Annotated in this window: 23 protein-coding genes; 12 read left to right on the plus strand and 11 right to left on the minus strand. The window is 71.8% G+C overall.

Going from position 1 to position 23,237, the window contains the following annotated elements; all coding sequences use genetic code 11:
* Window positions 1–163: 163 nt before the first annotated feature.
* Window positions 164–2,062 carry an ABC transporter ATP-binding protein gene (locus tag MQP27_RS44120; RefSeq protein WP_242776500.1) on the minus strand — a complete coding sequence of 633 codons (1,899 nt, stop codon included), beginning with the start codon at window positions 2,060–2,062 and terminating at the stop codon, window positions 164–166.
* A 174-nt stretch (window positions 2,063–2,236) separates the two neighbouring features.
* Here MQP27_RS44120 and MQP27_RS44125 point away from each other — a divergent pair, with 174 nt between their 5' ends.
* On the plus strand, window positions 2,237–3,214 hold the full coding sequence (locus MQP27_RS44125; RefSeq protein WP_242776351.1) for a lysylphosphatidylglycerol synthase transmembrane domain-containing protein: 978 nt from the start codon (window positions 2,237–2,239) through the stop codon (window positions 3,212–3,214).
* A gap of 12 nt (window positions 3,215–3,226) precedes the next feature.
* On the opposite strand, the gene MQP27_RS44130 is transcribed toward MQP27_RS44125, so the two are convergent.
* The gene (locus MQP27_RS44130; RefSeq protein ID WP_242776353.1) at window positions 3,227–3,940 is read right to left on the minus strand and encodes an SDR family oxidoreductase; all 714 of its coding nucleotides are present in this window, start codon (window positions 3,938–3,940) and stop codon (window positions 3,227–3,229) included.
* A 120-nt stretch (window positions 3,941–4,060) separates the two neighbouring features.
* Here MQP27_RS44130 and MQP27_RS44135 point away from each other — a divergent pair, with 120 nt between their 5' ends.
* Together MQP27_RS44135 and MQP27_RS44140 are read left to right on the plus strand one after the other, a co-directional pair.
* On the plus strand, window positions 4,061–4,825 hold the full coding sequence (locus MQP27_RS44135) for a crotonase/enoyl-CoA hydratase family protein (RefSeq protein WP_242776355.1): 765 nt from the start codon (window positions 4,061–4,063) through the stop codon (window positions 4,823–4,825).
* Between the two features lie 127 nt (window positions 4,826–4,952).
* Complete coding sequence (locus tag MQP27_RS44140) at window positions 4,953–5,096, plus strand: hypothetical protein (protein ID WP_242776357.1); 144 nt, start codon at window positions 4,953–4,955, stop codon at window positions 5,094–5,096.
* Between the two features lie 22 nt (window positions 5,097–5,118).
* On the opposite strand, the gene MQP27_RS44145 is transcribed toward MQP27_RS44140, so the two are convergent.
* From MQP27_RS44145 to MQP27_RS44160, 4 genes are read right to left on the minus strand one after another with little or no spacing between them, the layout of a single operon-like run.
* On the minus strand, window positions 5,119–6,393 hold the full coding sequence (locus MQP27_RS44145; RefSeq protein WP_242776359.1) for a cation:proton antiporter: 1,275 nt from the start codon (window positions 6,391–6,393) through the stop codon (window positions 5,119–5,121).
* Window positions 6,394–6,418: 25 nt separating this feature from the next.
* Window positions 6,419–7,801, minus strand: coding sequence for a cytochrome P450 (locus tag MQP27_RS44150; protein ID WP_242776361.1), 1,383 nt, complete (start codon window positions 7,799–7,801; stop codon window positions 6,419–6,421).
* Window positions 7,798–8,901: an alpha-hydroxy acid oxidase gene (locus tag MQP27_RS44155; RefSeq protein ID WP_242776363.1), complete on the minus strand. Its 1,104-nt coding sequence runs from the start codon at window positions 8,899–8,901 to the stop codon at window positions 7,798–7,800. Before MQP27_RS44155 ends, MQP27_RS44150 begins: the two co-directional genes overlap by 4 nt.
* A gap of 10 nt (window positions 8,902–8,911) precedes the next feature.
* A complete protein-coding gene (locus MQP27_RS44160; RefSeq protein ID WP_242776365.1) occupies window positions 8,912–10,501 on the minus strand; it encodes an NAD(P)-binding domain-containing protein in 1,590 nt (529 codons plus the stop codon).
* Between the two features lie 218 nt (window positions 10,502–10,719).
* On the opposite strand from MQP27_RS44160, the gene MQP27_RS44165 reads away from it, so the two are divergent.
* On the plus strand, window positions 10,720–11,814 hold the full coding sequence (locus MQP27_RS44165) for a mechanosensitive ion channel family protein (RefSeq protein WP_242776367.1): 1,095 nt from the start codon (window positions 10,720–10,722) through the stop codon (window positions 11,812–11,814).
* A 1-nt stretch (window position 11,815) separates the two neighbouring features.
* Here MQP27_RS44165 and MQP27_RS44170 read toward each other — a convergent pair whose 3' ends face one another.
* Together MQP27_RS44170 and MQP27_RS44175 are read right to left on the minus strand one after the other, a co-directional pair.
* Window positions 11,816–13,351: a M1 family metallopeptidase gene (locus MQP27_RS44170; RefSeq protein ID WP_242776369.1), complete on the minus strand. Its 1,536-nt coding sequence runs from the start codon at window positions 13,349–13,351 to the stop codon at window positions 11,816–11,818.
* A 176-nt stretch (window positions 13,352–13,527) separates the two neighbouring features.
* Entirely contained in the window at window positions 13,528–13,803 is a 276-nt protein-coding gene (locus MQP27_RS44175; protein WP_242776371.1) for a hypothetical protein, read from the minus strand.
* Window positions 13,804–13,910: 107 nt separating this feature from the next.
* Between MQP27_RS44175 and MQP27_RS44180 the strand changes: the two genes are divergently transcribed.
* The 4 genes from MQP27_RS44180 to MQP27_RS44195 all read left to right on the plus strand — a co-directional run bounded on the left by MQP27_RS44180 (window position 13,911) and on the right by MQP27_RS44195 (window position 18,045).
* Window positions 13,911–16,130, plus strand: a complete 2,220-nt coding sequence (locus MQP27_RS44180) for an NADP-dependent isocitrate dehydrogenase (protein ID WP_242776373.1) — start codon at window positions 13,911–13,913, stop codon at window positions 16,128–16,130.
* Between the two features lie 221 nt (window positions 16,131–16,351).
* Window positions 16,352–17,215 carry a helix-turn-helix domain-containing protein gene (locus MQP27_RS44185; RefSeq protein ID WP_242776375.1) on the plus strand — a complete coding sequence of 288 codons (864 nt, stop codon included), beginning with the start codon at window positions 16,352–16,354 and terminating at the stop codon, window positions 17,213–17,215.
* Window positions 17,212–17,442 (plus strand): DUF397 domain-containing protein, encoded by a 231-nt coding sequence (locus MQP27_RS44190; protein ID WP_242776377.1) that lies wholly within the window; start codon window positions 17,212–17,214, stop codon window positions 17,440–17,442. Before MQP27_RS44185 ends, MQP27_RS44190 begins: the two co-directional genes overlap by 4 nt.
* Before the next feature lie 12 nt (window positions 17,443–17,454).
* The gene (locus MQP27_RS44195) at window positions 17,455–18,045 is read left to right on the plus strand and encodes a hypothetical protein (protein ID WP_242776379.1); all 591 of its coding nucleotides are present in this window, start codon (window positions 17,455–17,457) and stop codon (window positions 18,043–18,045) included.
* On the opposite strand, the gene MQP27_RS44200 is transcribed toward MQP27_RS44195, so the two are convergent.
* On the minus strand, window positions 17,988–19,091 hold the full coding sequence (locus MQP27_RS44200; RefSeq protein WP_242776381.1) for a DNA glycosylase AlkZ-like family protein: 1,104 nt from the start codon (window positions 19,089–19,091) through the stop codon (window positions 17,988–17,990). The two genes, MQP27_RS44195 and MQP27_RS44200, sit on opposite strands and share 58 nt — an antisense overlap.
* A 59-nt stretch (window positions 19,092–19,150) precedes the next feature.
* On the opposite strand from MQP27_RS44200, the gene MQP27_RS44205 reads away from it, so the two are divergent.
* The 4 genes from MQP27_RS44205 to MQP27_RS44220 are packed head-to-tail and all read left to right on the plus strand — an operon-like array spanning window position 19,151 to window position 22,109.
* A complete protein-coding gene (locus MQP27_RS44205) occupies window positions 19,151–19,468 on the plus strand; it encodes a DUF6191 domain-containing protein (protein ID WP_242776383.1) in 318 nt (105 codons plus the stop codon).
* A gap of 23 nt (window positions 19,469–19,491) precedes the next feature.
* Window positions 19,492–20,037, plus strand: coding sequence for a YciI family protein (locus MQP27_RS44210; RefSeq protein ID WP_242776385.1), 546 nt, complete (start codon window positions 19,492–19,494; stop codon window positions 20,035–20,037).
* Entirely contained in the window at window positions 20,034–20,825 is a 792-nt protein-coding gene (locus MQP27_RS44215) for an N-formylglutamate amidohydrolase (RefSeq protein ID WP_242776387.1), read from the plus strand. Before MQP27_RS44210 ends, MQP27_RS44215 begins: the two co-directional genes overlap by 4 nt.
* Window positions 20,826–20,882: 57 nt before the next feature.
* Complete coding sequence (locus tag MQP27_RS44220) at window positions 20,883–22,109, plus strand: cytochrome P450 (RefSeq protein ID WP_242776389.1); 1,227 nt, start codon at window positions 20,883–20,885, stop codon at window positions 22,107–22,109.
* Between the two features lie 21 nt (window positions 22,110–22,130).
* Here MQP27_RS44220 and MQP27_RS44225 read toward each other — a convergent pair whose 3' ends face one another.
* Both MQP27_RS44225 and MQP27_RS44230 read right to left on the minus strand, forming a co-directional pair.
* Window positions 22,131–22,622, minus strand: coding sequence for a hypothetical protein (locus MQP27_RS44225; RefSeq protein ID WP_242776391.1), 492 nt, complete (start codon window positions 22,620–22,622; stop codon window positions 22,131–22,133).
* Between the two features lie 14 nt (window positions 22,623–22,636).
* Window positions 22,637–23,236, minus strand: a complete 600-nt coding sequence (locus MQP27_RS44230) for an RNA polymerase sigma factor (protein WP_278197249.1) — start codon at window positions 23,234–23,236, stop codon at window positions 22,637–22,639.
* Window position 23,237 lies beyond the last annotated feature (1 nt).

Genomic DNA, 23,237 nt, shown 5'->3' on the forward strand with positions numbered 1-23,237 from the left:
AGAGCAGCTGTCTTGCGCTCACCGTGAGAACCCGTCAGGTGCCCCGCAACCGGTCGCACGCCGCACGCCCTGCCCACCGACCGCCCTCAGAAGGCGCCCACCTGCGGGTTTTCCGTCCCTTACGGGGTGTCCGGGGCACTGCGCCGTCAGGGTGCGGGCGGCCTCAGGCGACCGCCTCCTCGGCCGCGATCGGCGGCACCGCGTCGCCGCGCTCCTCGAACTGCGTCCGGTACAGCTCCGCGTACCGGCCGCCCGCCGCCAGGAGTTCCTCGTGGGTGCCGCGTTCCACGACCAGGCCGCCCTCGATCACCAGGATCACGTCGGCGGCCCGGACCGTGGACAGGCGGTGGGCGATGACCACCGCGGTGCGGCCCTCCAGGGCCTCCGTCAGGGCCTCCTGGACGGCGGCCTCGGAGGTGTTGTCGAGGTGGGCGGTTGCCTCGTCGAGGATGACGACGTGCTGGCGGGCCAGCAGCAGCCGGGCGATGGTCATCCGCTGGCGCTCGCCGCCGGAGAGGCGGTAGCCGCGCTCGCCGACCACCGTGTCCAGGCCGTCGGGCAGGGACCGTACGAGCTCGTCGAGGCGGGAGCGGCGCAGGGCGTCCCACAGTTCGGTCTCGGTCGCCGTGGGCCGGGCCAGCAGCAGGTTGGCGCGGACCGTGTCGTGGAAGAGGTGGCCGTCCTGGGTGACCATGCCGAGGGTGGCGCGCAGGGAGCCGGCGGTCAGGTCGCGGACGTCGACGCCGCCGACGCGTACCGCACCCCCGTCGACGTCGTACAGGCGCGGCAGCAGTTGCGCGATGGTCGACTTGCCGGCGCCGGAGGAGCCGACCAGGGCGACGGTCTGGCCGGGTTCGGCGCGGAAGGAGATGCCGTGCAGCACCTCGGCGCCGCCTCGCGTGTCCAGGGAGGCGACCTCTTCGAGGGAGGCGAGGGAGACCTTGTCGGCGGACGGGTAGCCGAAGCGGACGTCGTCGAACTCCACGGCGACCGGGCCCTCGGGCACCTCGCGGGCGTCCGGTTTCTCCTCGATGAGCGGCTTGAGGTCCAGTACCTCGAAGACCCGCTCGAAGCTGACCAGGGCGCTCATCACCTCGACGCGGGCGCCGGCGAGCGCGGTGAGCGGCGCGTACATGCGGGTCAGCAGCAGGGCGAGGGAGACGACGGCGCCGGGTTCCAGGCTGCCGCGCAGCGCGAACCAGCCGCCGAGTCCGTAGACCAGGGCGAGGGCCAGGGAGGACACCAAGGTCAGCGCGGTGATGAACACCGACTGGGCGGTGGCCGTCCGTACGCCGATGTCCGCGACCCGGCGGGCGCGCGCCGCGAACTCCTCGGACTCCTCCTCGGGGCGGCCGAAGAGCTTGACGAGGGTGGCGCCGGGGGCGGAGAAGCGCTCGGTCATCCGGGTGCCCATCGCCGCGTTCAGCGTCGCCGCCTCCCGCTGCATCCGGGCCATCCGGGTGCCCATGCGGCGGGCCGGGACCACGAACAACGGCAGCAGCACCAGCGCGAGCAGGGTGATCTGCCAGGACAGGGTCAGCATGACGGCGAGGGTGAGCACGAGCGTGACCAGGTTGCTGACCACTCCGGAGAGTGTGTTGCTGAACGCACGCTGCGCGCCGATGACGTCGTTGTTGAGACGGGAGACCAGCGCGCCCGTACGTGTCCGTGTGAAGAACGCGACCGGCATCCGCTGCACATGATCGAACACAGCCGTGCGCAGATCGAGGATGAGACCCTCGCCGAGCGACGCCGACAGCCGCCTGCCGAGGATGCCGAGCGCCGCCTCGGCGACCGCGATGAGCGCGATGAGCAGGGCCAGGCGTACGACCGTGCCCTCGTCGCCGTGCGACACGATCGCGTCGACGACATGTCCGGCGAGCACGGGGGTCGCGACGGCGAGCAGTGCGGTCACCACCCCGAGCAGCACGAACTGCGCGATGCGGGCGCGGTGCGGACGGGCGAACGCTCCGATGCGCCGCAGTGTGGCGCGCGCGAAGGGCCGGTGTTCCGGCTGGGCGGTCATGACACTGTGCAGCTGTGTCCAGGCTGTGGTCTCCATGCTCATGGGAGAGAACGTAGAACCTCGAGCGTCGTTGAGGTCAACACTCCCGCTGATTCGTCCCCGTCCCCGAAGGACCCCATGGCACTGCCTCCCCAGCCGCTTTCCGTCCGTAAGGCGCCCGCCGCAATCCCGCAACCCGCAGTTGGCGCGGTGCGGAAAACCTCTTCGAGTGTGACTGCGGTTCAACTTCCCCAAGGCCCCACGCCGGGACGGTTCCCCCGTCGCGTCCCGGTCCGCCAGATCCTGTGCCTGCTTCCGCTCCTGCTGGTCACCGTCATCGCCGTGCAGCACCGTGACGTCCTCGCCGAGGGCTTCGGCCATCTGCGGTCGGCCGAGTGGCCGTGGCTGCTCGCCGCGGCCGGTGCCACCTGTCTGACCTGGGTGGCGGCCGCGTTCACCCGGCAGGGCGCGGTGGTCGACCGGCTGCCCCGGCGGCGGCTGCTGGCGACCCAGTTCGCGGCGGGCTCGGCCAACCACCTGCTGCCGACCGGCCTCGGCGCCGGGGCGGTCAACCTGCGTTTCATGACCGTGTGCGGCATCCCGCTCGCCCGCTCCTCGGCCGCGCTGGCGCTGTATCTGCTGGCGGAGTCGGTCACGCGGGTGGGTCTGCTGCTCGCCCTGCTGCTCGCCTTCCCGGACGCGCTGCGGTTCGGCTCGCTGCTGCCGGACGACGCGATGGGCCCGCTGCTGCTGACGATCGGCGCGCTCGCCGTCGTCGCGGCTCTGGTCCTCGCCTTCGTACGACGGCTGCGCACGACCGCGGTGTCCTTCCTGCGCACGGCCCTCGGTGAACTGCGCTCGGTGCACACCCGTCCGTCCCGGGCGCTGGCGCTGTGGGGCGGTTCGCTCGCCTTCCCCGCGCTCCAGGCGGCCGGGCTGGTCCTGGTGGGCCTGTCGCTGGGGCTGCCGGTGCCGCCGGTGCACATGGCGGTCGCCTACCTCGCCGCGACGGTCGCGGTGGCGCTGGTGCCGACGCCGGGCGGGCTCGGCTCGGTGGAGGCGGCGCTGGTCGTGGCGCTGGTGGCGGCGGGCGGCCCGGTGGCAGTGGCGACGGCGGTGGTGCTCGCCTACCGGATCATCACGGTGTGGCTGCCGCTGCTGCCGGGGGCGCTGACGCTGGGGGCGCTGGTGCGGCTGAAGGTGATCTGAAGTCGTGGTCCCTCACCACGGCACCGGTTTGCCGTCGCGGAAGAAGCCGCCGGTCGGGCCGTCGTCCGGGAGGGTGGCCGCCCAGACGACGCCGGCGGCGCCCTCGGTGACCGGGCGGCCGCCCCGGCCGCCCATGTCGGTGGCGACCCAGCCGGGGCAGATCGCGTTGACGAGGACGCGATCGCGGCGCAGTTCACCGGCGAGCAGCCTGGTGAGCGCGTTGAGAGCGGCCTTGGAGACGCTGTAGGCGGGGGTGCCACCGCTCATCGACTGGAGTGAACCGCCCTCGCTGCTCACCATGACGACCCGTGGATGCGGGCCGCGCCGCAGCAGCGGGAGCAGTGCCTGGGTGACCCGCCAGGCGCCGAACAGGTTGGTGTCCAGGGCCCGTTGCACCTCGCCGAGGTCGGCGGACCGGGCCTGGGCCCAGGTGTCGTACAGGATCGCCGCGTTGTTGACGACCACGGACACACGTCCCAGCTCGCGGGTGACGCGGTCGGCCATCGCGGACACGCTCGCCTCGTCGGAGACGTCGAGCTGCACGGCGGTGACGCGCTCGCCGCCCGGGTCGATGCGTGCGGCGGCGGCGCGGCCCCGGTCGAGGTCGCGGGAGCCGAGGACCACGTGGTGTCCGCGGTCGGCGAGCTGCCGTACCACCTCGTACCCGATGCCCCGGTTGGCGCCGGTCACGACGGCGACCGGCGGGGTCGTGCGATCGGCTGCCATCGCGACCACTCCCTCACTGTTGACCTTCAGCCTCGCACAGCGGCCCGCCCCCGGGACGGCCGGTCGACGTGCGCACCGGCACTATCGGAGATGACCGTCCGACCCACGACAGGAGCCGACATGCCGGTGCGAATCGAGCGCCAAGGACCCGTGACCACGGTCGTCCTCTCCCGACCCGAGGTCCGCAACGCCGTCGACGGGCCGACGGCCGGTGAACTCGCCGCCGCGTTCCGGGAGTTCGAGGCGGACGAGGAGGCCGCGGTGGCGGTGCTGTGGGGCGAGGGCGGCACGTTCTGCGCGGGTGCCGACCTGAAGGCGCTCGGCACGGAGCGGGGGAACCGGGTCGCGGAGGACGGGGACGGTCCGATGGGGCCGACCCGGATGCGGCTGTCCAAGCCGGTGATCGCCGCGGTCGCCGGGCATGCGGTGGCGGGCGGTCTGGAGCTCGCTCTCTGGTGCGATCTGCGGGTGGCCGAGGAGGACGCGGTCTTCGGGGTGTTCTGCCGCCGCTGGGGCGTGCCGCTGATCGACGGCGGGACGGTACGGCTGCCCCGGCTGATCGGGCGGAGCCGCGCGCTGGACATGATCCTCACGGGTCGGGCGGTGGGGGCGCCGGAGGCCCACGAGATGGGGCTGGCGAACCGGGTGGTGCCGACCGGGACGGCCCGCGCCGCGGCGGAGGCGCTGGCCGCCGGGATCGCCCGCTTCCCGCAGGCCTGTCTGCGGGGCGACCGGGCTTCGGTGCTGGAGCAGGACGGGTTGGACGAGGCGGCGGCGATGGGCGTGGAACTCCGTTACGGGACGGGCGTGTTGGCGCAGAGCCTGGAGGGGGCGGCGCGGTTCGCGTCGGGGGCGGGGCGGCACGGGTCGTTCACGGATCTGTGAGGTACGGTCGGAAGCGGCCCCGAGTTCTCAGGGGGAACGAATGACAGGCCAGTCCGCGACACCGAGGGACATCTGCCCGAGCTGCCGGCACTCATGGTCCCACCAACAGGGCTGTGAGCTCTCCGCGTTGAGCGTGCAGGACGCCTCCCTCCTCGGTTACGACGGCGCGCGCGAGCACCTCCGGGCGCGTGCCGCCGGTGAGAATCCGCCCGGCCCGGCGCCGCCGTACAGCGGTCTGCGTACCTGGCTGCGCCGGGTTCTGCGGCACTGACCGGAGGTCCCGGCGGGTGGCGTCAGGTGGGTACCGCCTGTGGGGTCTGTTCCGGTTCGGGGCCGGCCGCCGCCCTCGCCGTGTCCCGGCGGTCGAGCCAGGACAGCACCGGTGCGGTCATCACCGTGGTCACCAGGGCGACGAGGACGAGGACGGAGAAGAGCGACTCGCTGACGATCCCCGCGGACAGGCCGACGTTCAGGGCGATCAGCTGCATCAGCCCGCGGGCGTTCATCAGGGCCCCGACCCGGACCGCCACCGCCCGCGGTTCGCGACGCAGGCGGGCCGCGGCCCAGCAGCCGCCGAACTTGCCGACCACGGCCAGCACGACGGCCGCCGCGCCGAAGAACAGGACTCCGGGGTCGGCGAACACGTCGAAGCGGGTGTTGAGGCCGGAGTAGGTGAAGAACATCGGGACGAAGACCACTTGGGTGATGGACTGGGTGGTGCGTACGACGCGTTCGGCGGCCTCGCCGCGGGGCATGGCCATGCCCACGCAGAACGCGCCGAACACGGCGTACAGGTCGATGACGTCCGTGAACCAGGCGGCGCAGAACAGCACCGCGACGGTGCCGAGGAGACGGGTGTCGTCGCGCAGGCCGGGCCGGTCGACGATCCAGGCGAGCAGCCGGCGGCCGATCAGGAGCAGCACGGCCACGAAGAGCAGTGAGCCGCCGACGGTGGTGAGCACCTTGCTCGGCCGGCCGGAGGCCGCGCTGAGCACGCCGGCCAGCAGGATCCAGGCGACCGCGTCGTCGGTGGCACCGGACGCGAGCGACAGGGAGCCGAACCGGGTGCCGGCCAGGCCGCGTTCGGTGATGATGCGGGCCAGCATCGGGAACGCCGTGATGGCCAGGGCGACGCCGACGAACGCGGCGGTCACCCACACCGAGACGCCGGGGACGAAGATGTCCACCCGTCCGTGCGCCGCGAGCGCGAGGCCGACGCCGAGCGCCAGCGGGACGGTGACCCCGGCGGCCGACACGGCCACGGCGGTGCCGGCGAGTCCGCGGCTCGCGTGGGCCCGGAACTCGTGTCCGGCGTGGAACATCAGGGCGACGAGGCCGATCTGTCCGGCCACGTACAGCACCGGCTTCAGCTCGGCCGGGAAGAGGGCGGCGGACGCGGCGGGCGCGACGAGCCCGAACAGCGAGGGGCCGAGCAGCACTCCGGCGATCATCTCGCCGACGACCGGCGGCTGTCCGAACCGGCCGCAGACTGCGACGACCGCCCGGCAGGTCAGCAGGATGACGACGACGGCCGCGAAGAAGGCGGGCGCGAGTTCGACAGGTGTCATGGGTCGCTCCTTCTCAGCGGCCGTCTCAACGGCTGCCGACGACGGACGGGGACGGGCCGCCGGACGATTCGGCGAAGTAGCGGCGGCACAGGCCCTGGCGGCGGGCGTCCCACACCATGTAGGTGCCGAGCACCAGTTGGGTGAGGCTGCGCGGCACGTTCGCCCAGTGGTCGGCCAGGCGCATCGCCGCGAGCCGCAGCCGGGGCCTGCGCGGGTCCGTGCGCGGGACGAGCAGGCAGGGGCCGCGGTTGGGCAGCGAGCGGGTGTGCTCGACGGCGGACTCCAGGCGGAACCGCCGTAACACCTCCTCGGCCGCGACCCGCATGGTGAGCACGGCGAAACCGCGGGCCGGGCAGGGCCGGTTGGCGGTGACGCCGAACGGGATGGACGCGGTGGGGCGGGTGTCCTTCGACAACCAGCGGTCGGGGTCGAAGCGTTCGGCCTCGGTGGTGCCCGAGCGCTGGTACTCGGGGTAGTTGAACAGGAGCACGGAGCCCGAGGGGATGGCGGGCCGGCCCGCGCGCGGGATCTCCGCCGTGGTGATGCGGTGGGCCACGCCGAAGAGGGGGAAGTGCTGGAGGGTCTCGTCGACGACGTGGTCGAGGTAGTCGCCGTCCGTGGAGGTCAGCCGCTCCTGTACGTCCTGGTGTGTGGCGAGGGCGAGCAGCAGATGGGCCATGGCCTCCGACATCTGCACGACGGCCGTGTTGAAGAAGGTGCCCTGGAGGTAGTACGCCCGCTCCGGCTCGGTCAGCAGGGCGGGCAGGGGTACCGGCGGCGGGTCGTGGGCGAGGCGCTCGCGGAGGTACGCGGTGAGGCGGGTCCGGCGGTCCATGTGGCGCAGGCGGGTGCACTTGAGGGCGGAGACCACGTCGTCGGCGTTGCCGACGATCAGGTCGCGCACGGGGCGCGGACACGGCTCGCGGAAGACGACCTCGTGGTAGACCTCGGCCCACACCGGCATCATCAGGTCGCGCAGCCGCACGCGGTGGACGCGCTCGTCGCCGCCCAGTTCGTCCAGGACGCGCCCGGTGCAGCGGCCGACCAGCTCGGTCCACTCGGCGCGGGACGGGCCGGCGAGGATGTGCCGGGTGGTGCGGGCCACGTCGTCGTAGCGGGGGCCGGGCTCCAGATGCTCCTGGTGGACCTCGGGGCCGGGCGAGAGCCAGTACCAGAACAGGTCGGAAAGGGCGGCGCCCCGGCTGCGACCGTTCGCGGCCGGGTGGCCGTACACCTGCCTGAACTCCTCGGCGGGGACTTCCCGGCCGGGCGCGCTGATGCCCTCCTCGCCGTTGACGCGGGCGAAGATGCGCACGCGCAGCGCGACCACGGACTTCGGCAGCCAGTACGGCAGGCTCGCCACCAGCGCGACGGCGGCCGCGGCCAGCAGCCATCCGGGCGCGCTCATGAGACCGCTCCGCCGAACAGCGGCCCGGACCAGGCCGGACGGACCAGATCCGGGGTGAGTTCGTCGAGCCCGGCCGCCCCGCACAGGGCGAGCGCGTCCTCGATCTCCTCGCGCAGCAGCTCCAGCAGCCGCCGTACGCCCTTCTCGCCGTCGGCGGCCAGCGCCCACATCACCGGGCGGCCGATGCCGACCGCCCGCGCGCCGAGCGCGAGCGCCTTGACCGCGTCGGTGCCGCGGCGCACGCCGCCGTCCAGCAGCACCGGGATCCGGCCGGCCACCGCCGCGACGATCGCGGGCAGCGCCTCCAACGTGGCGGGAACGGTGTCGAGTTGACGGCCTCCGTGGTTCGACAGCAGCAGCCCGGACACGCCGTGCCGGACCGCGAGCCGGGCGTCCTCGGGGTGCAGGACGCCCTTGAGGAGGATCGGCAGTTCGGTGACGGAGCGCAGCCAGGTGATGTGCTCCCAGGAGAACTCCGGGGACATGGCGATCTGGCGGACGTGTCCGAACTCGCCGTCGCGCAGGTCGACGAGGTTCTCGCAGCGCAGGCCGGCGGGGAGGTCGTGGAAGCCGTTGCGCCGGTTGCGTTCGCTCGCGCCGAGGACCGGGGAGTCGACGGTGACGACCAGGGCGGTGCAGCCGGCGTCGGTGGCGCGGCGGACGAGAGCCTCGGTGATCTCCGGGTCGGGCTGGAGGTAGAGCTGGAACCACAGCGGTACGGTCTCGCCGGGCCCGGCGGCGGCGCGGGCCGCGTCGGCGATCTCACCGACGGCCACGGTCGACGCCATGCTCGCGATCATGACGGCTCCGGCGGCGGCCGCGGCCCGGGCGGTGGCCAACTCCCCTTCCGGGTCGACGAGTTTGTGGAAGGCGGTCGGCGAGAGCAGCACCGGCAGCCGGGCGTGGCCGCCGAGGAGGGTGACGTCCAGGCCGGGCACGGCACGGCCGCGCAGGACGCGGGGCAGCAGCCGCAGCCGGGCGAAGGCCTCCTCGTTGGCCCGTACGGTGATCTCGTCGCGGGCGCCGCCGGCGATGAAGTCGGCGTGCACGGGGTCGAGCTTCTCCCGTGCCGCCGCCTCGAAGTCCTTCACGCAGAACATCACGGCCGCCTCACCGCCCCGTGCCGGCGGGTTCCGATGCCGGCTCCCGGTTCAGCTCGCGGGCGAGGAAGGCGGCGAGCGGGGCGTGGTGGACGTCCGGGTGGTCCCACTCGTTCTCCAGGTTCTCGGCCAGGTGGTGGGTGGCGAGAAGCCCGCCGTCGCGGAAGTGGCGTATCACCGGGTGGAGATACGACGCGTCGAAGGCGTCGTCGACGGAGTTCTGCGCGGTGCGGCGCACGGTGATGTCGAAGGGGTCGACCTTGTCGTGGTCCGGGCCGTACTCCAGGGTGACGGTGAAGTAGTCGCGCTCGCGGGTGAGTTCGGACCCATGGGTGTAGTCGACGGGGACTTCCTCGTGGTAGCGGGCCGTCCCGTCGGGCTGCGTGACGATCAGGTCGCCGAGCACGCCGAACTGCTGCCACAGCGCCGAGCTCCGGTTGACGCGCTCCACCACGGCGTCCGCGAGCCGGGCCGGTTCGGCCGTGAGCGGGCGGTGGGGCCAGGGGCGGTCGTGGTGGCGTTCGTCGAGGATGCGGCTCAACGCCCGTACGGCGTAACGGAATCCGTGGATGAAGCCGCCGGTGGACTTCTTGAAGTCGCGTTGCTGCATCAGGGTGCCGGCGAAGTAGAGGCCGGGCACGTTGACGGACTCGTAGGCCGGGGTGAGCGCGGCGAAGCGGTCGTTGATGACGAGGTCGGGCCGGCAGTCCTCGTCGAAGGGCGAGGCGTCGAAGCGGAAGCCCGTGCACACGATCACCCGGTCGTAGACCAGCTCCTTCACCACCTCGTCGGCCCGGGAGAAGCCGAAGCGCACGCGATAGCGGGCGCCGTCCTTCTCGATGGACTGGACATGGCCGTCCAGCAGGGCGTTCTGGGACTTGAGCTGGTAGGTGTCGAGGAAGTTGTTGTTGACCGCGCGCAGATGGCCGACGAAGTGCGTGTTCCAGGCCAGTTTGATGCCGTGCGGTCCGGCCACGTGGATGACGGCGGCCGTCTCGACGAGGTTGTCGGCGGTCTCCAGTGCGGAGTTGCCCTTGCCGAGGATCAGGACCCGCAGGTCGGTGAACTCCTCGGGGTCGACGGAGACTTCGGGGTACTGCTCCGCCGTCTCGATGCCGGGGACATCGGGGATGTAGGGCCGGGTCACGCCGGTGGCCATGACCAGTCTGTGGGCGCGGTGCACGGTGCCGCGCTGGTCGGTGACGACGAACCCGTGCTCGTCGCGCGCGATGCGGACGGCCCGGGTGTCGTGGGCGATGTCCAGTTTGAACGCCTCGGCGAAGTCGGCGAGATAGCGCACGAGGTCGTCGGCGGCCGGGAAGTAGCGCTTGGTGTAGCGGGTGAAGAGCAGGTCGGGGTCGTCGGACAGCAGCGAGTTCCAGTCCATGCGGAGGTTGAGCTCGGGGTCCGAAGTGCCGTTGTGGACCTTGTTGATGGAGATGAGCTTGCGGTGGCGCGGGAACGTACGGAAGAAGGTGCCCGGCGTGCCGCCGCTCTCCAGGATGCGGTAGTCGTGTCCGGCCGCCTGGAGGAGCTGTCCGAGCTGGAGTCCGGCGGGACCGGCGCCTATGACGAGGTAGTCGAGCGATTCCTGGTGCACAGTGTCTGCCTTCCGTTGGAGGTGGGGGGTCCGGAAGCCGTTGTGCGGTGAGCCAGGGCAGCAGCCAAGTCCGCCGGGAGCCGAAGGGGAAGCCAACTGCCGTTCCTCGACAGGAAGTTGACAGCTTCGCTTGACCGGCCCCAGACCTGCCGGGTACGCACCTGTGTGCGGATGCGGCAGGATGAGCGGCTGCACATCCTGAGTTTTGGAGGTAACCGGTGAACCGAGCGCTCACCGCGGACGACCTGGTCATAGCCGGAATCGCGCTGGCCGCCGGCCTGCTCGCGGCCTTCCTGCTGCGGATTCTGATGCGCTGGCTGGGCAAGCACGCCGACCGTACCCGCTGGAGCGGTGACGACGTGATCGTGGACGCGTTGCGTACGGTGGTGCCGTGGGCGGCGTTCCTGGGCGGCGCGGCCTCCGCGGGCGCGGCGCTGCCGCTGACCAGGACGGTCCAGAACCACGTCAACCAGGCGCTGACCGTGGTGCTCATCTTCGTCGTCACGGTGACGGCGGCCCGGGTGATCGCCGGCCTGGTGCGGGCCGTCACCACCTCGCGCTCCGGGGTCGCCGGCTCGGCCACGATTTTCGTGAACATCACGCGGGTGCTGGTCCTGGCGATCGGCTTCCTGGTGGTGCTGCAGACGCTGGGCATCTCGATAGCCCCGATGCTCACCGCCCTGGGCGTCGGCGGCCTGGCCGTCGCGCTGGCCCTGCAGGACACCCTCGCGAACCTCTTCGCGGGCATCCACATCCTCGCGTCGAAGACCGTGCAGCCCGGCGACTACATCCGCCTCAGCAGCGGCGAGGAGGGTTACGTCGAGGACATCAACTGGCGCCAGACGACGGTCCGGGCGCTCTCCAACAACCTGGTCGTCATCCCCAACGGGCAGCTCGCCAAGACGAACATGACCAACTTCATGCGTCCCGAGCAGCAGTTGACGATCCTGGTGCAGGTCGGGGTCGCCTACGACAGCGACCTGGAGCAGGTCGAGCGGGTGACCATGGAGGTCATCGCGGAGGTGATGACGGAGGTCACCGGCGCTGTCCCGGACCACGAGCCGGCGATCCGCTTCCACACCTTCGGCGACTCCCGCATCGGCTTCACGGTCATCCTGGGCGTCGGCGAGTTCAGCGACCAGTTCCGCATCAAGCACGAGTTCATCAAGGCCCTGCACAAGCGCTACCGCGAGGAGGGCATCCGGATCCCGGCACCGGCGCGGACGGTGGCGCTGCAGCAGGGCTCGATCGCGATCCCGCAGCAGCGCACCGCGCACGAGGTGGGAGACGCGAGCGCCCCCCACCTCGACTGAGCTACAGGGTCGCGGAGTTGTCGTGGTACCCGCTCGTCCGCCGGTGCGGTGCGAGCGTGGCGCTCACCGGGGTGACCGTCCAGTCCGGGTGGCCGGGCATGCGGGGGGTCTTCGTGCCGTAGAGCCAGTCGCGCAGGAAACCGGACTGGTCCTGCCCCGACACGTCCGAGGCGACGGCGATGTAGTCCTCCGTCGTCGCCGAGGAGCCCCGGTGGCGGTCGAGGAAGGCGCGCTCGACGGCGTGGAAGGTGTCCTCGCCGACCAGCTCGCGGAAGGCGTACAGGACCAGTACGCCGCCCAGGTAGCGCTGGCTGTCGAAGAGGTTGGCCGCGTTCGGCGCGGCCACCGGGCCGGAGTCGTGGCGCCATTGGTCGCCGCGCGCGTAGGTGTCCTTCATGCGGGCTTCCATCGTGGTCAGGCCGAGGGAGTCGGCCCAGCCGCGCTCGTAGCGGTACAGCAGCCCGTAGAAGTCGGCGTGGCCCTCGTTGAGCCACAGGTCGGACCAGGTGGCGGGGCTGACCATGTTGCCGAACCAGGAATGGACCAGCTCGTGCATCATGTGCGAGCCGATCTTCTTCTCCTCCTGGAGCAGGAAGTTCGGCTTGTACAGGGTGAGGGTCTGCGTCTCCAGGCCGGTGAAGTCGAAGGCGTTCGGGTCGTCGGAGTTGCAGGGCAGCAGTCCGTACGTCTCGAACGGGAACGCCCCGAGCCGCTGCTCCAGCCAGTCGACGAGGCCGGGGGTCAGCGCGAGGGCGGGCTCCAGGGCGGTGGCCCGGGCGGCGGGGACGACGTCGCGCAGGGGCAGGCCGTGCGGGCCCTGGCGGTCCTTGACGACGTAGTCGCCGACGGTGATCTGCGCGAGCTCGGTGGCCATCGGCTCGCGGGAGCGGTACGAGTACGCCGTGCGGCCGTCGGCGAGGGTCTCGACGCCGGTGAGCAGGCCGTTCGCGACGCCGCGCAGGCCGGCCGGGACGGTGACGCGGAAGGTGAAGTCCGCCTTGTCCGACGGGTGGTCGTTGCACGGGAAGACGGTGTGCGCCGAGTTCGGCTGCGGGCAGATCGCGAAGCCGTCCGGGGTGACGACCCAGGCGGTGTGCGCGAGGGCGCGGCTCGGGTCGGCGCCGTACTCGACGCAGATCGTGACGCGCGCCTTCGCGGGCAGCGGGCGGGCCGGGGTGATGCGCAGCTTCTCGTCCGCCTGCTCGAAGGCGGCGGTGCGGCCGCCGACGCGGACGGTGCGTATGTCCAGGCCGAGGGCGTCCAGGGAGAGCCGGGTCAGGGCCTGGGTGGTGCGGATCTTCAGGGTCGCCTTCGCGTCGACCAGCCTCGTCGTCGCGTCGTAGGAGAGGTCGAGGTGGTAGGCGGCGACGCGGTAGCCATCGTTGCCGAGGCTCGGGAAAACGGGGTCGCCGAGGGTCTCGGGGCCGGGAGCCGCGGCGTCCTTCGGCGCGGCGTGCGCCGTACCCCCCACCGTCAGTGCCGCGGCCGTACCGATCAGGGCGGCCGCGGGGGCCGTCACTCTGCTGCGATATCTCATGGTCAGCTTTCGCTCGGACGGCCGGGTGGTCAGCTCCGGCCGTCGACGATCAGATGCACGATCTACATCCGAGACCACGAGATCCGATGTTTGGTTGCATCGCGGCGGCAGGCACGAAGCCCGCAACCACGTAAAAGCGGTGGGGACTTCGTCCTGCGGCCGGGCGGAGGCGGGGGTCAGACGTGCCGGACGACGTCGTAGAAGGTCTGCGAGGCCGGAGCCGGATGCGGTACGTCGTGCCAGCCGATCTCCGCGGCGCGCTGCTCGATGGCCGCCCGGGCCGCCGCGGCGGCGGCCTCGTCCTCGAAGAACGCGATGGAGAGTCCGTTGCCGGTGGCGGGGTCGATCAGGTGATACGCGCCATGGACGCCGGGAACGCCGGCCGAGGCCTCCAGGACCCAGTCCCGGTCGTCGGTCGGCATCGGTTCCCACACAGCCACTCGAGCGATCACGGCCGCCTCCTCATGTCCGTTTTGTAGACCGTACCCCTGTCGAGTCGGCCTCGGTCACGAGATATCTTGATGTCGAGCAATGTTGCAGACGTGGAGCGGAGCACCCGGTGACTGACTCGACCATCATCTATACGCACACTGACGAGGCCCCGGCCCTGGCGACGTATTCCTTCCTGCCGGTGGTCCAGGCGTACGCCTCGCAGGCGGGTGTCGCCGTGGCGACCCGTGACATCTCGCTGGCCGGGCGCATCATCGCCGTGTTCCCGGAGTACCTGACCGAGGACCAGCGCATCCCGGACGCGCTGAGCGAGCTCGGCGAGCTGGCGAAGACGCCCGCGGCCAACATCATCAAACTGCCGAACATCTCGGCGTCGATCCCGCAGCTCAAGGCCGCGATCGCCGAGCTGCAGGGCCAGGGCTACGCGCTGCCGAACTACCCGGACGACCCGAAGACCGACGAGGAGCGGGAGATCCAGGCCCGCTACGACAAGGTCAAGGGCTCCGCCGTGAACCCGGTCCTGCGCGAGGGCAACTCCGACCGCCGCGCCCCCGCCTCGGTCAAGAACTACGCCAAGACCCACCCGCACCGCATGGGCGCCTGGTCGGCCGAGTCCAAGACCAACGTCGCGACCATGGGTGAGAACGACTTCCGCTCCACCGAGAAGTCCGTGGTGATCTCCGAGGCCGGTTCGGTGCGGATCGAGCTGGTCGCCGAGGACGGCTCCACCACCGTGCTGCGCGAGTCCGTACCGGTCCTCGAGGGCGAGGTCGTCGACGCGTCCGTGCTGCACGTGGCCGCGCTGCGCGAGTTCCTCACCGCGCAGATCGCCGAGGCCAAGGCGCAGGGCGTGCTCTTCTCCGTGCACCTGAAGGCCACGATGATGAAGGTCTCCGACCCGATCATCTTCGGCCACGTGGTGCGCGCCTTCTTCCCGAAGACCTTCGAGCAGTACGGCGCCGTCCTCGCCGCCGCCGGCCTGTCCCCGAACAACGGTCTGGGCGGCATCCTGGGCGGCCTCGCCGCCCTGCCCGAGGGCGACGCGATCAAGGCGTCCATCGAGGCCGAGCTCGCCGAGGGCCCGGCCCTCGCGATGGTCGACTCCGACAAGGGCATCACCAACCTGCACGTGCCGTCCGACGTCATCGTCGACGCCTCGATGCCGGCCATGATCCGCACCTCCGGCCACATGTGGGGCCCGGACGGCCAGGAGGCCGACACCCTCGCGGTCCTGCCCGACTCGTCCTACTCGGGCGTCTACCAGGCCGTGATCGACGACTGCCGGGCCAACGGCGCCTACGACCCGTCCACCATGGGCTCGGTCCCGAACGTCGGCCTGATGGCGCAGAAGGCCGAGGAGTACGGCTCCCACGACAAGACCTTCGAGATCAAGGCGGCCGGCACGGTCCGTCTGGTCGACCAGGCCGGCAACGTCCTCATCGAGCAGCCGGTCGCCGAGGGCGACATCTTCCGCGCCTGCCAGACCAAGGACGCGCCGATCAAGGACTGGGTGAAGCTCGCCGTCACCCGCGCCCGCGCCACCGGCGACCCGGCCGTGTTCTGGCTGGACGAGACCCGCGCGCACGACGCCAACCTGATCGCCAAGGTCAACGCGTACCTGCCGGAGCACGACACCGAGGGCCTGGACATCCGCATCCTGGCTCCGGTCGAGGCCACCAAGCTGTCGGTGGAGCGCATCCGCCGCGGCGAGAACACCATCTCGGTGACCGGCAACGTGCTGCGTGACTACCTGACCGACCTCTTCCCGATCCTGGAGCTGGGCACCAGCGCCAAGATGCTGTCGGTCGTCCCGCTGATGGCGGGCGGCGGCCTGTTCGAGACGGGCGCCGGCGGCTCCGCGCCGAAGCACGTCCAGCAGCTGGTCAAGGAGAACTACCTGCGCTGGGACTCGCTCGGCGAGTTCTTCGCGCTGGTCCCGTCCCTGGAGCAGTACGCCACGGCCACGGACAACCCGAAGGCCAAGGTCCTCGCCGACACCCTCGACCGCGCCACGGCGACCTTCCTCAACGAGGACAAGTCCCCGACCCGTCGCGTCGGCGGCATCGACAACCGCGGCAGCCACTTCTACCTGTCCCTGTACTGGGCGCAGGAGCTCGCCGCGCAGACCGACGACGCCGACCTGGCGAAGGCCTTCGCCCCGCTGGCGGAGACCCTCTCGGCCAACGAGCAGAAGATCGTCGACGAGCTGCTCGCCGTCCAGGGCAAGCCGGCCGACATCGGCGGCTACTACCAGCCCGACCCGGCGAAGGCGGCCGCGGTGATGCGCCCGTCCGCCACGTGGAACGAGGCGCTGGCGTCCCTCAGCTGAACTCGGTGACCTGACGCCGGTGACCTGACGGTCCCCGAGTCGCCGCCCCGGCAGGGCATTCCGCCTGCCGGGGCGGCGGCGTTTCCGGCAGAGGGACTTCCTCCACGCAATTGCGTGAGCCAAATGTCTCGAACCAAGTCGGCACCGGTACAAGGCGGTTGGGCAGCGGGCACACTTGCATGAAGCAAGGCATCGGACTGTCGAGTGCGAGGGGTGAGGCGATGGCCACGGCCGGGGGCCCGACGGTACGGCGGCGCCAGCTCGGATCCGAACTGCGGCGCCTGCGGGAGCACGCCGGCATGCGGATCGAGGACGTGGCGACCCACCTGGAGTGCTCCATGTCCAAGATCAGCCGGGTGGAGACGGGCCAGGCCCCGATCAAGGCACGGGACGTACGGGACCTGCTCCAGTGGTACGGGGTCAGCGACCCGGTGCGCATCGAGACGGTCATGCAGATCCACAAGGACGCCCAGCAGCAGGGCTGGTGGACCCACTACGCGGAGGTGCTGCCCTCGGGCATGGCCACCTACGCGGGACTTGAGGCCGACGCCCGCGTCCTGCGCTCGTACGAGCCGACGTTCGTGCACGGCCTGCTGCAGACCGAGGAGTACGCCCGCGCCGTGATCGCGGCCGTACGGCCCAACGAACCGCAGGAAGTGGACCAGTTGGTGCGCTTCCGCAAGGAGCGGCAGGCGCTGCTGACCCGCGATCCGGACCCGCTGGAGCTGTGGGTGGTGATCGAGGAGAGCGCCCTGCGCCGGCCGGTCGGCGGCCGGGAGGTGATGGTGGCCCAGCTGGAGCACCTCATCGAGGCGACGCGCCTGCCGAACGTGACGATCCAGGTCATGCCGACGTCCAAGGGCGCGCATGCCGCGCTGGCGGGCACCTTCTCCCTGCTGGAGTTCGAACCCCGCACGCCCACCGTCGTCTACGTCAACTCCATCGCAGGCAACGTCTACCTGGAGAAGGAGCGCGACGTGCGCACCTTCATCCAGACCTTCGACCTGGTGCGGGCCGCCGCTCCGGACCCGCACGACACATCCGTGACCCTGGAGCGGATCGCAAGGGAGATGCACGCGTCATGAGCACGCACCACGTCCGCCAACCGTCGCAGGCCGAGCTGATATGCGCCGACTGGCGCAAGAGCAGCCGCAGTTCGGGCAATGGAGCATGCGTCGAGGTCGCCGTCGTCGGCGATGTCGTCGCCGTCCGGGACTCCAAGCACACCGACGGCGACGCCCTCGTGTTCTCGCCGCACGAATGGCGCAGGTTCCTCGACGCGGCGGGCGCGGGCCCCGTCCGCCGTCACTGAGCGGAGCAGCCCATGGACGCCCACGCCTCCGGCCCCTTCTACGCGACGGACACCTTCTGGGCCGCGGCCGGAGTGGTCGTCGCCGTCCTCGGGGGCTGGGGCGCGATCTGGGCGGCGTTCAGGGTCTCCCATCCCAGGCGGCGCCTGACCTACGCCGTGACCCATGCCCGGCTGGTGCGGCGGCGTATCGACGGCAGCCTGGAGATCCGGCGCAACGGCACCCTGCTGGCCGATCCGCACCTGGTCACGGTGGTGCTGACCAACCGGGGGCGGCGGGACATCGCCAGCAGCGCCTTCGACCGGGGCGAGCCGTTCCGGGTGAGCCTCGGTGTGCCGTACGCCGAGATCCTCGCCGGCGAGTGCCTGCCGAGCGCGGCGCTGGCCCCGCCGGCCCGGATCCACGGCACGGAGCTGAGGATCGGTCCCGGGCGGATCGGCAGCGGCACGACGATCACCTACCAGTTGCTGGTCGACAGGGAACCGTCGTACTCCTGCCGGCACTCCCTCCTGGACGTACGCGTGCAGTCCGCCCCCGCGCCGCCCCTTCAGTGGGGAAGGACCAGTTCCAGGTCGAGCCAGCGGGCCAGGTCCGCGATCTCCTGACCGACCTCGTGGCGCACGGCCGCTTCGAAGGGCACGTCCTCGTGGATCGCGTGCACCTCCAGCACCCCGGCCTTGCGGTCGGCGGTGGCGTCCAGCTTCCCGACCAGTCGGTCGCCGTGCAGGATCGGGAGCGCGAAGTAGCCCCAGCGGCGCTTGGCGGCGGGCTTGTACATCTCCAGCTGGTACTCGTACTCGAACAGCTGGGTGGTGCGTCTGCGGTCGTGGACGAGGCGGTCGAACGGGGACAGCAGGGCCGTACGACCCTCGAAGGGCCGCCCCAACTGGGCGGGATCCACGCGCCACTTGCCCCGCACGCCCTCGACGACGGCCTCCTCGCCCGCCTCGCCCACGTCGGCCGGTTCGACCTGGCACTCGGGTCCGCGGGCGCGGGCTATGCCGAGGGCGCGCAGGCGCCGTTCGTCGCGGATGCGCAGGGCCTCCTCGACCGGGACCGGCGGGGTGTCCGGATAGACCCGCTCGGCGAGGTCCCAGAGGCGGTCGCCGCCGCCACGGCCCGCGACGGCGACCTCGCCCCGCTGCACCATCAGCTCCAGGAGCTTGGTGACATTGCGGTTGTTCGTCCAGCCGCTCGACCTCCACGGCTCGGCGCAGGTGTCCGGCAGGGCGCGGGAGGGCAGCGGTCCCTCGGCGCCGAGGCGGGCGAGGACGTCCTTGCGGCAGGCGTCGTTGGCCGCCACCCAGGTGCGGTGGTACTCCCGCCACGAGGACGGCGTCCCCCGCTCCGGCCACTCGGCCATCTCGGCGCGGTACAGGGCGAGATCCTCGGCGGGCCGGATCATCGCCTGCAGCTCGAGCAGCGACCGCTTCTCCAGCGCGGCCGTCAACTCGTCCGGTTCGTACGTCGGTCCAAGTCTGCTCCAGGCCACCAGATCGGCGTTGGGGGCGACCGCCGCGGTCGGGTCGATCTGCAGCAGGGTCAGCCCGCGGACCACGGCGGGCAGCCCGTCCGGGCGCACGGCGTCCAGGAGCTGGGCACGGACGGCGATACGGCGGGCGTCGGTACGCGAGAGCTCGTGGACGGTCATGGTTCGAGACTAGGACCCGGGTCTGACAACGGCCCGTGCTCAGCCGTCATACTGTCGGCATGGGATTCGCCGTCTTCATGACCCTGCCGGGGCTGGTCATCCTGCTCACCGTCATCGCCTTCGCCGATCAGCTGCTGCTGCGGGCCGGACGGGCCGGGCTGCTGCCGTGGCGCGGCGGGCGGCAGGGGCAGGTGTCGGCGACCGGGTTCGAGCAGCTTCACGCGAGCTTCTCGCCGGGCAAGCAGAACGAGCTCAAGGAGCGGCAGTCGTCGCTGGTGATGCGGGACGACGAGGAGGACGGGGCACCGCCGCACCGGACGACCGTCGATCTGGACGGCGGTCTCGCGGTCGTACGGATATCCCGGGGCGACCGCTAGCCACCGGCTGGCAGGCTGTGGCCATGGAGTTCTTCTGTTACCACCGTGACCGGGTCGGGTCCCTCGCGCTGCGGGAAGAGCTGGCGGAAGCGCACTGGTCGTACATGGACCGGTTCGAGGCCGAGCTGATCGCACGTGGTCCGACCTTCGGTGGCGACGGTGAGACGCCCACCGGCAGTGTGCACGTCGTCGATCTCCCGGATCCCGCCGCCGCCCGCGCGTTCGCCTTCGACGAGCCCAACTACCAGGCCGGCGTGTACCGCGACGTGCTGCTGCGCCGGTGGCGCAATCTGCTGGGGCGCACCATGTGGGAGTTCCCGGGTGGCCGCAGCGGCGGCAACCGGTACCTGGTGCTCGGGTTCGGTTCAGGCGAGGCCGCCGATCTCGACGTACCGGCCGACGAGGACCTTGTCGCCTACGGTCCGCTGCTGTCGGACGACGGCGCCCGCTGGCTCGGCACCGCGGCGCTGGTCCGGGCGCCGGACCCGGACAAGGCGCGGGCCGTGCTGACCGCCGAGCGGTACGCCGACATCGAGGTGCACGAGTGGGAGTTCGGCGGGCGGCGATGACGGCACCCTCGTACGAGTTCCTGCCCGGCGCCGCCGACTCCCCCGTGATCCTGCACGTGCCGCACTCGGCGCGGGAGGTACCGGCCTCGGTGCGGGCCGGGATCGTGCTGGACGACGCCGCCCTGGCGCGGGAGTTGGACCACATCACCGACGCGCACACGGCCGAACTCGCCGAGGCCGCCGCCGAGTTGGCGGGACCGGCTCCCTGGCGGTTCGTGAACCGGCTGTCGCGGCTGGTCGTCGACCCGGAGCGCTTCCCCGACGAGCGGGAGGAGATGCTGTCCGTCGGGATGGGCGCCGTGTACACGCGGACGACCCACCGGGAGGTGCTGCGGCCCGGCGACGGCGACCCCCAGCCATTGATCGACCGCTACTTCCGGCCGTACGCGCAGGCCATGACGGAGGCGGTGGCGGACCGGCTGGCGGCGACCGGGCGGGCCGTCATCATCGACGTCCACTCCTATCCGAGCGCCGCGCTGCCCTACGAGCTGCACGGCGCGGGGCCGCGGCCGCCCGTCTGCCTGGGCACCGACCCCTTCCACACGCCGCCCGAACTGCTGGAGGCCGCACGAGAGGCCTTCGCCGGCTGCGGGGAGACGGGGCTGGACAGTCCGTTCAGCGGGACGTACGTACCCCTGGAGTTCTACGGCAAGGACGCGCGCGTGTCCGCTCTCATGGTGGAGATCCGGCGGGACACGTACATGACCGAGCCGAGTGGGCCCGCCGGGCCGGGGCTCGGGCGGCTCGCGGCGGCGCTGGCCGGGCTCGTCGACGCCGTGTCGGGCTGACCTCCGGCTGGAGCACTCCCGCGCGACAGGCGGGCGGGGGCCGGTGAGGGTGGGGGCATGACCGAGGATCCCACCCTGCTGACCGCCCAGGTCCCGCCGCCCGTGCGGGACTGGCCCGCGCTCGACCTGGCCGGCACCGAGTTCGACCCGGTGCTCGCGGACCTGATGCGCGAGGGCCCGCTGACCCGCGTCCGGCTGCCGCACGGCGAGGGCTGGGCCTGGCTGGCCACCCGCCACGCCGACGTGAAGGCGATCACCAACGACCCGCGGTTCGGCCGCGCCGAGGTCACCCGGCGCCAGGTGACCAGGCTGGCCCCGCACTTCAAGCCGCGGCCCGGTTCGCTGGCCTTCGCCGACCAGCCCGACCACAACCGGCTGCGCAAGCCGGTCGCGGGCGCCTTCACGGTGGGGGCGATGAAACGGCTGCGGCCCCGGGCGCAGGAGCTGCTCGACGAGCTGGTGGCGGGGGTGCTGCGGGACGGGCCGCCGGCCGACCTGGTCGAGCGGGTGCTGGAGCCCTTCCCGATCGCCGTGGTCAGCGAGGTGATGGGGGTGCCCGCCGAGGACCGGGAGCGGGTGCACGCCTGGACCCGGCAGATCATCTCCACCAGCGGTGGCGCCGAGGCCGCCGAGCAGGCCAAGCAGGGCATGTACGGGTGGATCACCGACACCGTCCGGGCTCGCGCGCACAGCACCGACGAGGACGTGTACTCGCTGCTCGGTGCCGCCGTCGCGCGCGGTGAGATCGGCGAGGAGGAGGCCGTCGGGCTCGCCGGGCCGCTGCAGATCGGCGGCGAGGCCGTCACCCACAACTGCGGCCAGATGCTGTTCCTGATGCTCACCCGGCCGGAGCTGATGGCCGACATGCGTTCGCGCGAGCCGTCGGCCCGGGGACCCGTGCTCGACGAGCTGCTGCGCTACATCCCGCACCGCACCTCGGTGGGCCTGGCCCGCATCGCCCTGGAGGACGTCGACCTGCACGGCCACCGCATCGCGGCGGGCGACCCGGTGTACGTCTCCTATCTGGCCGCCAACCGCGACCCGGACGTCTTCCCGGAACCGGACCGGATCGACACCGGCCGCGATCCCAACCCGCACCTGTCCTTCGGGAACGGCTCGCACTACTGCACGGGCGCCGTACTGGCCCGTATGCAGACCGAGTTGATCGTCGACACACTGCTGGAGCGGATGCCGGAGCTGCGGCTCGCGGTCCCCGCGGACCAGGTCGTGTGGCGGCGCCGGACGATGATCCGGGGGCCGCTGACCCTGCCCGTCACCTGGTGAGGGCGCGGGCAGGGGCGCGGGTCAGGCCGTCAGCCAGTCCGTGACGAGGACTCCCTCGCCGGTCCGCAGCCGCAGCGCGAAGGGACCGGCGGGGGGTTCGCCGTACGTGAACCGCCCCATGTCGTCGGTGGTCAGCGGGGCGCCCGCCTGCGGGCCGCGCAGCACCTCGATACGGGCCGACTGCGGGGGCAGCACCTGCCCCATCAGACCCTGCGCGGTCAGCTCCACGTCGACGGTGACGCCGCCCGCGTGGAACGTCAGCATCCGCGGTACGTCCACCGCTCCCCTCACGGGAATGGCGTCGACCACCGAGTCGAAGGTCAGCTCGGCGATACGGGCGTCCAGGTCGTGCAGGGCGAAGGCCTCCACGGCGATCTGCCGCAGTTCGGCCGGCACCGGGTCCAGGATGCCGGCGGCCTGGCGGAGTTCCTCCTCCAGCAGGTCGAAGCCGAGGTCGTCGGTGTCGTCCGGGTCCTCGATGTCGTCCGGATCCTCGCCGTTGATGTCACTCATGTCGTCCATGTCCCTCACGCCGCCCCCCGTGCTTCGAGTCGTGCCCGCAGGCGCCGCAGACAGCGCTGGCGCAGCGGTCCGATGCTGCCCACGGCGATACCGAGGGCCGCGGACACCTCCTGGTAACTGGGCGGCGGTGAGGCCATCAGGACGCGCAGCAGCAGTCTGCACCGCTCGCCCAGCTCCTCGAACTCCTGCCACAGGTGCCGGATGCGCTCGCGGTCGGCGGCCGCCTCCTCCAGGTCGAGGAACGACTGCTCGGGCGTACGGTCCTCGCTGATCCGGTCGAGGACCTGGGGATCGTCCGTGGGCGTGAGCCGCCTTAAGCTCTTGAGCACCTTCAGGCATTCGTGCCGCGCGGTGCTCGCGAGCCAGGACCCCGTCTTCTCCGGTTCGCGGATCCGCCCCAGATGCTGGGCGAAGCGGAACCACACGGTCTGGTACACCTCGTGCGCGTCGGCGTCGGAGAGCCGGTGCGCGCGCACGACGGACCACACCAGCGGGCTCAGCCCTTCCACGAGCGCCTTCCAGGCCGCCGCGTCGCCGTCGACGGCGGACTGGACCAACGCGCCGACATCTGCTCGGTCCACGGCCCCACCCCTCGTGTACGGCATG

The sequence above is a fragment of the Streptomyces cylindrosporus genome, from assembly GCF_022698165.1.
Lineage (GTDB): Bacteria > Actinomycetota > Actinomycetes > Streptomycetales > Streptomycetaceae > Streptomyces > Streptomyces cylindrosporus.

What these genes read in the sequence shown, in the direction of transcription:
- MQP27_RS44145 (WP_242776359.1), bottom strand. Translation starts at nt 6,393, where the DNA reads ATGACACCTGTCGAACTCGCGCCCGCCTTCTTCGCGGCCGTCGTCGTC.
- MQP27_RS44205 (WP_242776383.1), top strand. Translation starts at nt 19,151, where the DNA reads ATGGGATTCGCCGTCTTCATGACCCTGCCGGGGCTGGTCATCCTGCTC.
- MQP27_RS44185 (WP_242776375.1), top strand. Translation starts at nt 16,352, where the DNA reads ATGGCCACGGCCGGGGGCCCGACGGTACGGCGGCGCCAGCTCGGATCC.
- MQP27_RS44220 (WP_242776389.1), top strand. Translation starts at nt 20,883, where the DNA reads ATGACCGAGGATCCCACCCTGCTGACCGCCCAGGTCCCGCCGCCCGTG.
- MQP27_RS44210 (WP_242776385.1), top strand. Translation starts at nt 19,492, where the DNA reads ATGGAGTTCTTCTGTTACCACCGTGACCGGGTCGGGTCCCTCGCGCTG.
- MQP27_RS44195 (WP_242776379.1), top strand. Translation starts at nt 17,455, where the DNA reads ATGGACGCCCACGCCTCCGGCCCCTTCTACGCGACGGACACCTTCTGG.
- MQP27_RS44200 (WP_242776381.1), bottom strand. Translation starts at nt 19,091, where the DNA reads ATGACCGTCCACGAGCTCTCGCGTACCGACGCCCGCCGTATCGCCGTC.
- MQP27_RS44150 (WP_242776361.1), bottom strand. Translation starts at nt 7,801, where the DNA reads ATGAGCGCGCCCGGATGGCTGCTGGCCGCGGCCGCCGTCGCGCTGGTG.
- MQP27_RS44230 (WP_278197249.1), bottom strand. Translation starts at nt 23,236, where the DNA reads ATGCCGTACACGAGGGGTGGGGCCGTGGACCGAGCAGATGTCGGCGCG.
- MQP27_RS44135 (WP_242776355.1), top strand. Translation starts at nt 4,061, where the DNA reads ATGCCGGTGCGAATCGAGCGCCAAGGACCCGTGACCACGGTCGTCCTC.
- MQP27_RS44130 (WP_242776353.1), bottom strand. Translation starts at nt 3,940, where the DNA reads ATGGCAGCCGATCGCACGACCCCGCCGGTCGCCGTCGTGACCGGCGCC.
- MQP27_RS44120 (WP_242776500.1), bottom strand. Translation starts at nt 2,062, where the DNA reads ATGGAGACCACAGCCTGGACACAGCTGCACAGTGTCATGACCGCCCAG.
- MQP27_RS44225 (WP_242776391.1), bottom strand. Translation starts at nt 22,622, where the DNA reads ATGAGTGACATCAACGGCGAGGATCCGGACGACATCGAGGACCCGGAC.
- MQP27_RS44155 (WP_242776363.1), bottom strand. Translation starts at nt 8,901, where the DNA reads ATGTTCTGCGTGAAGGACTTCGAGGCGGCGGCACGGGAGAAGCTCGAC.
- MQP27_RS44170 (WP_242776369.1), bottom strand. Translation starts at nt 13,351, where the DNA reads ATGAGATATCGCAGCAGAGTGACGGCCCCCGCGGCCGCCCTGATCGGT.
- MQP27_RS44190 (WP_242776377.1), top strand. Translation starts at nt 17,212, where the DNA reads ATGAGCACGCACCACGTCCGCCAACCGTCGCAGGCCGAGCTGATATGC.
- MQP27_RS44215 (WP_242776387.1), top strand. Translation starts at nt 20,034, where the DNA reads ATGACGGCACCCTCGTACGAGTTCCTGCCCGGCGCCGCCGACTCCCCC.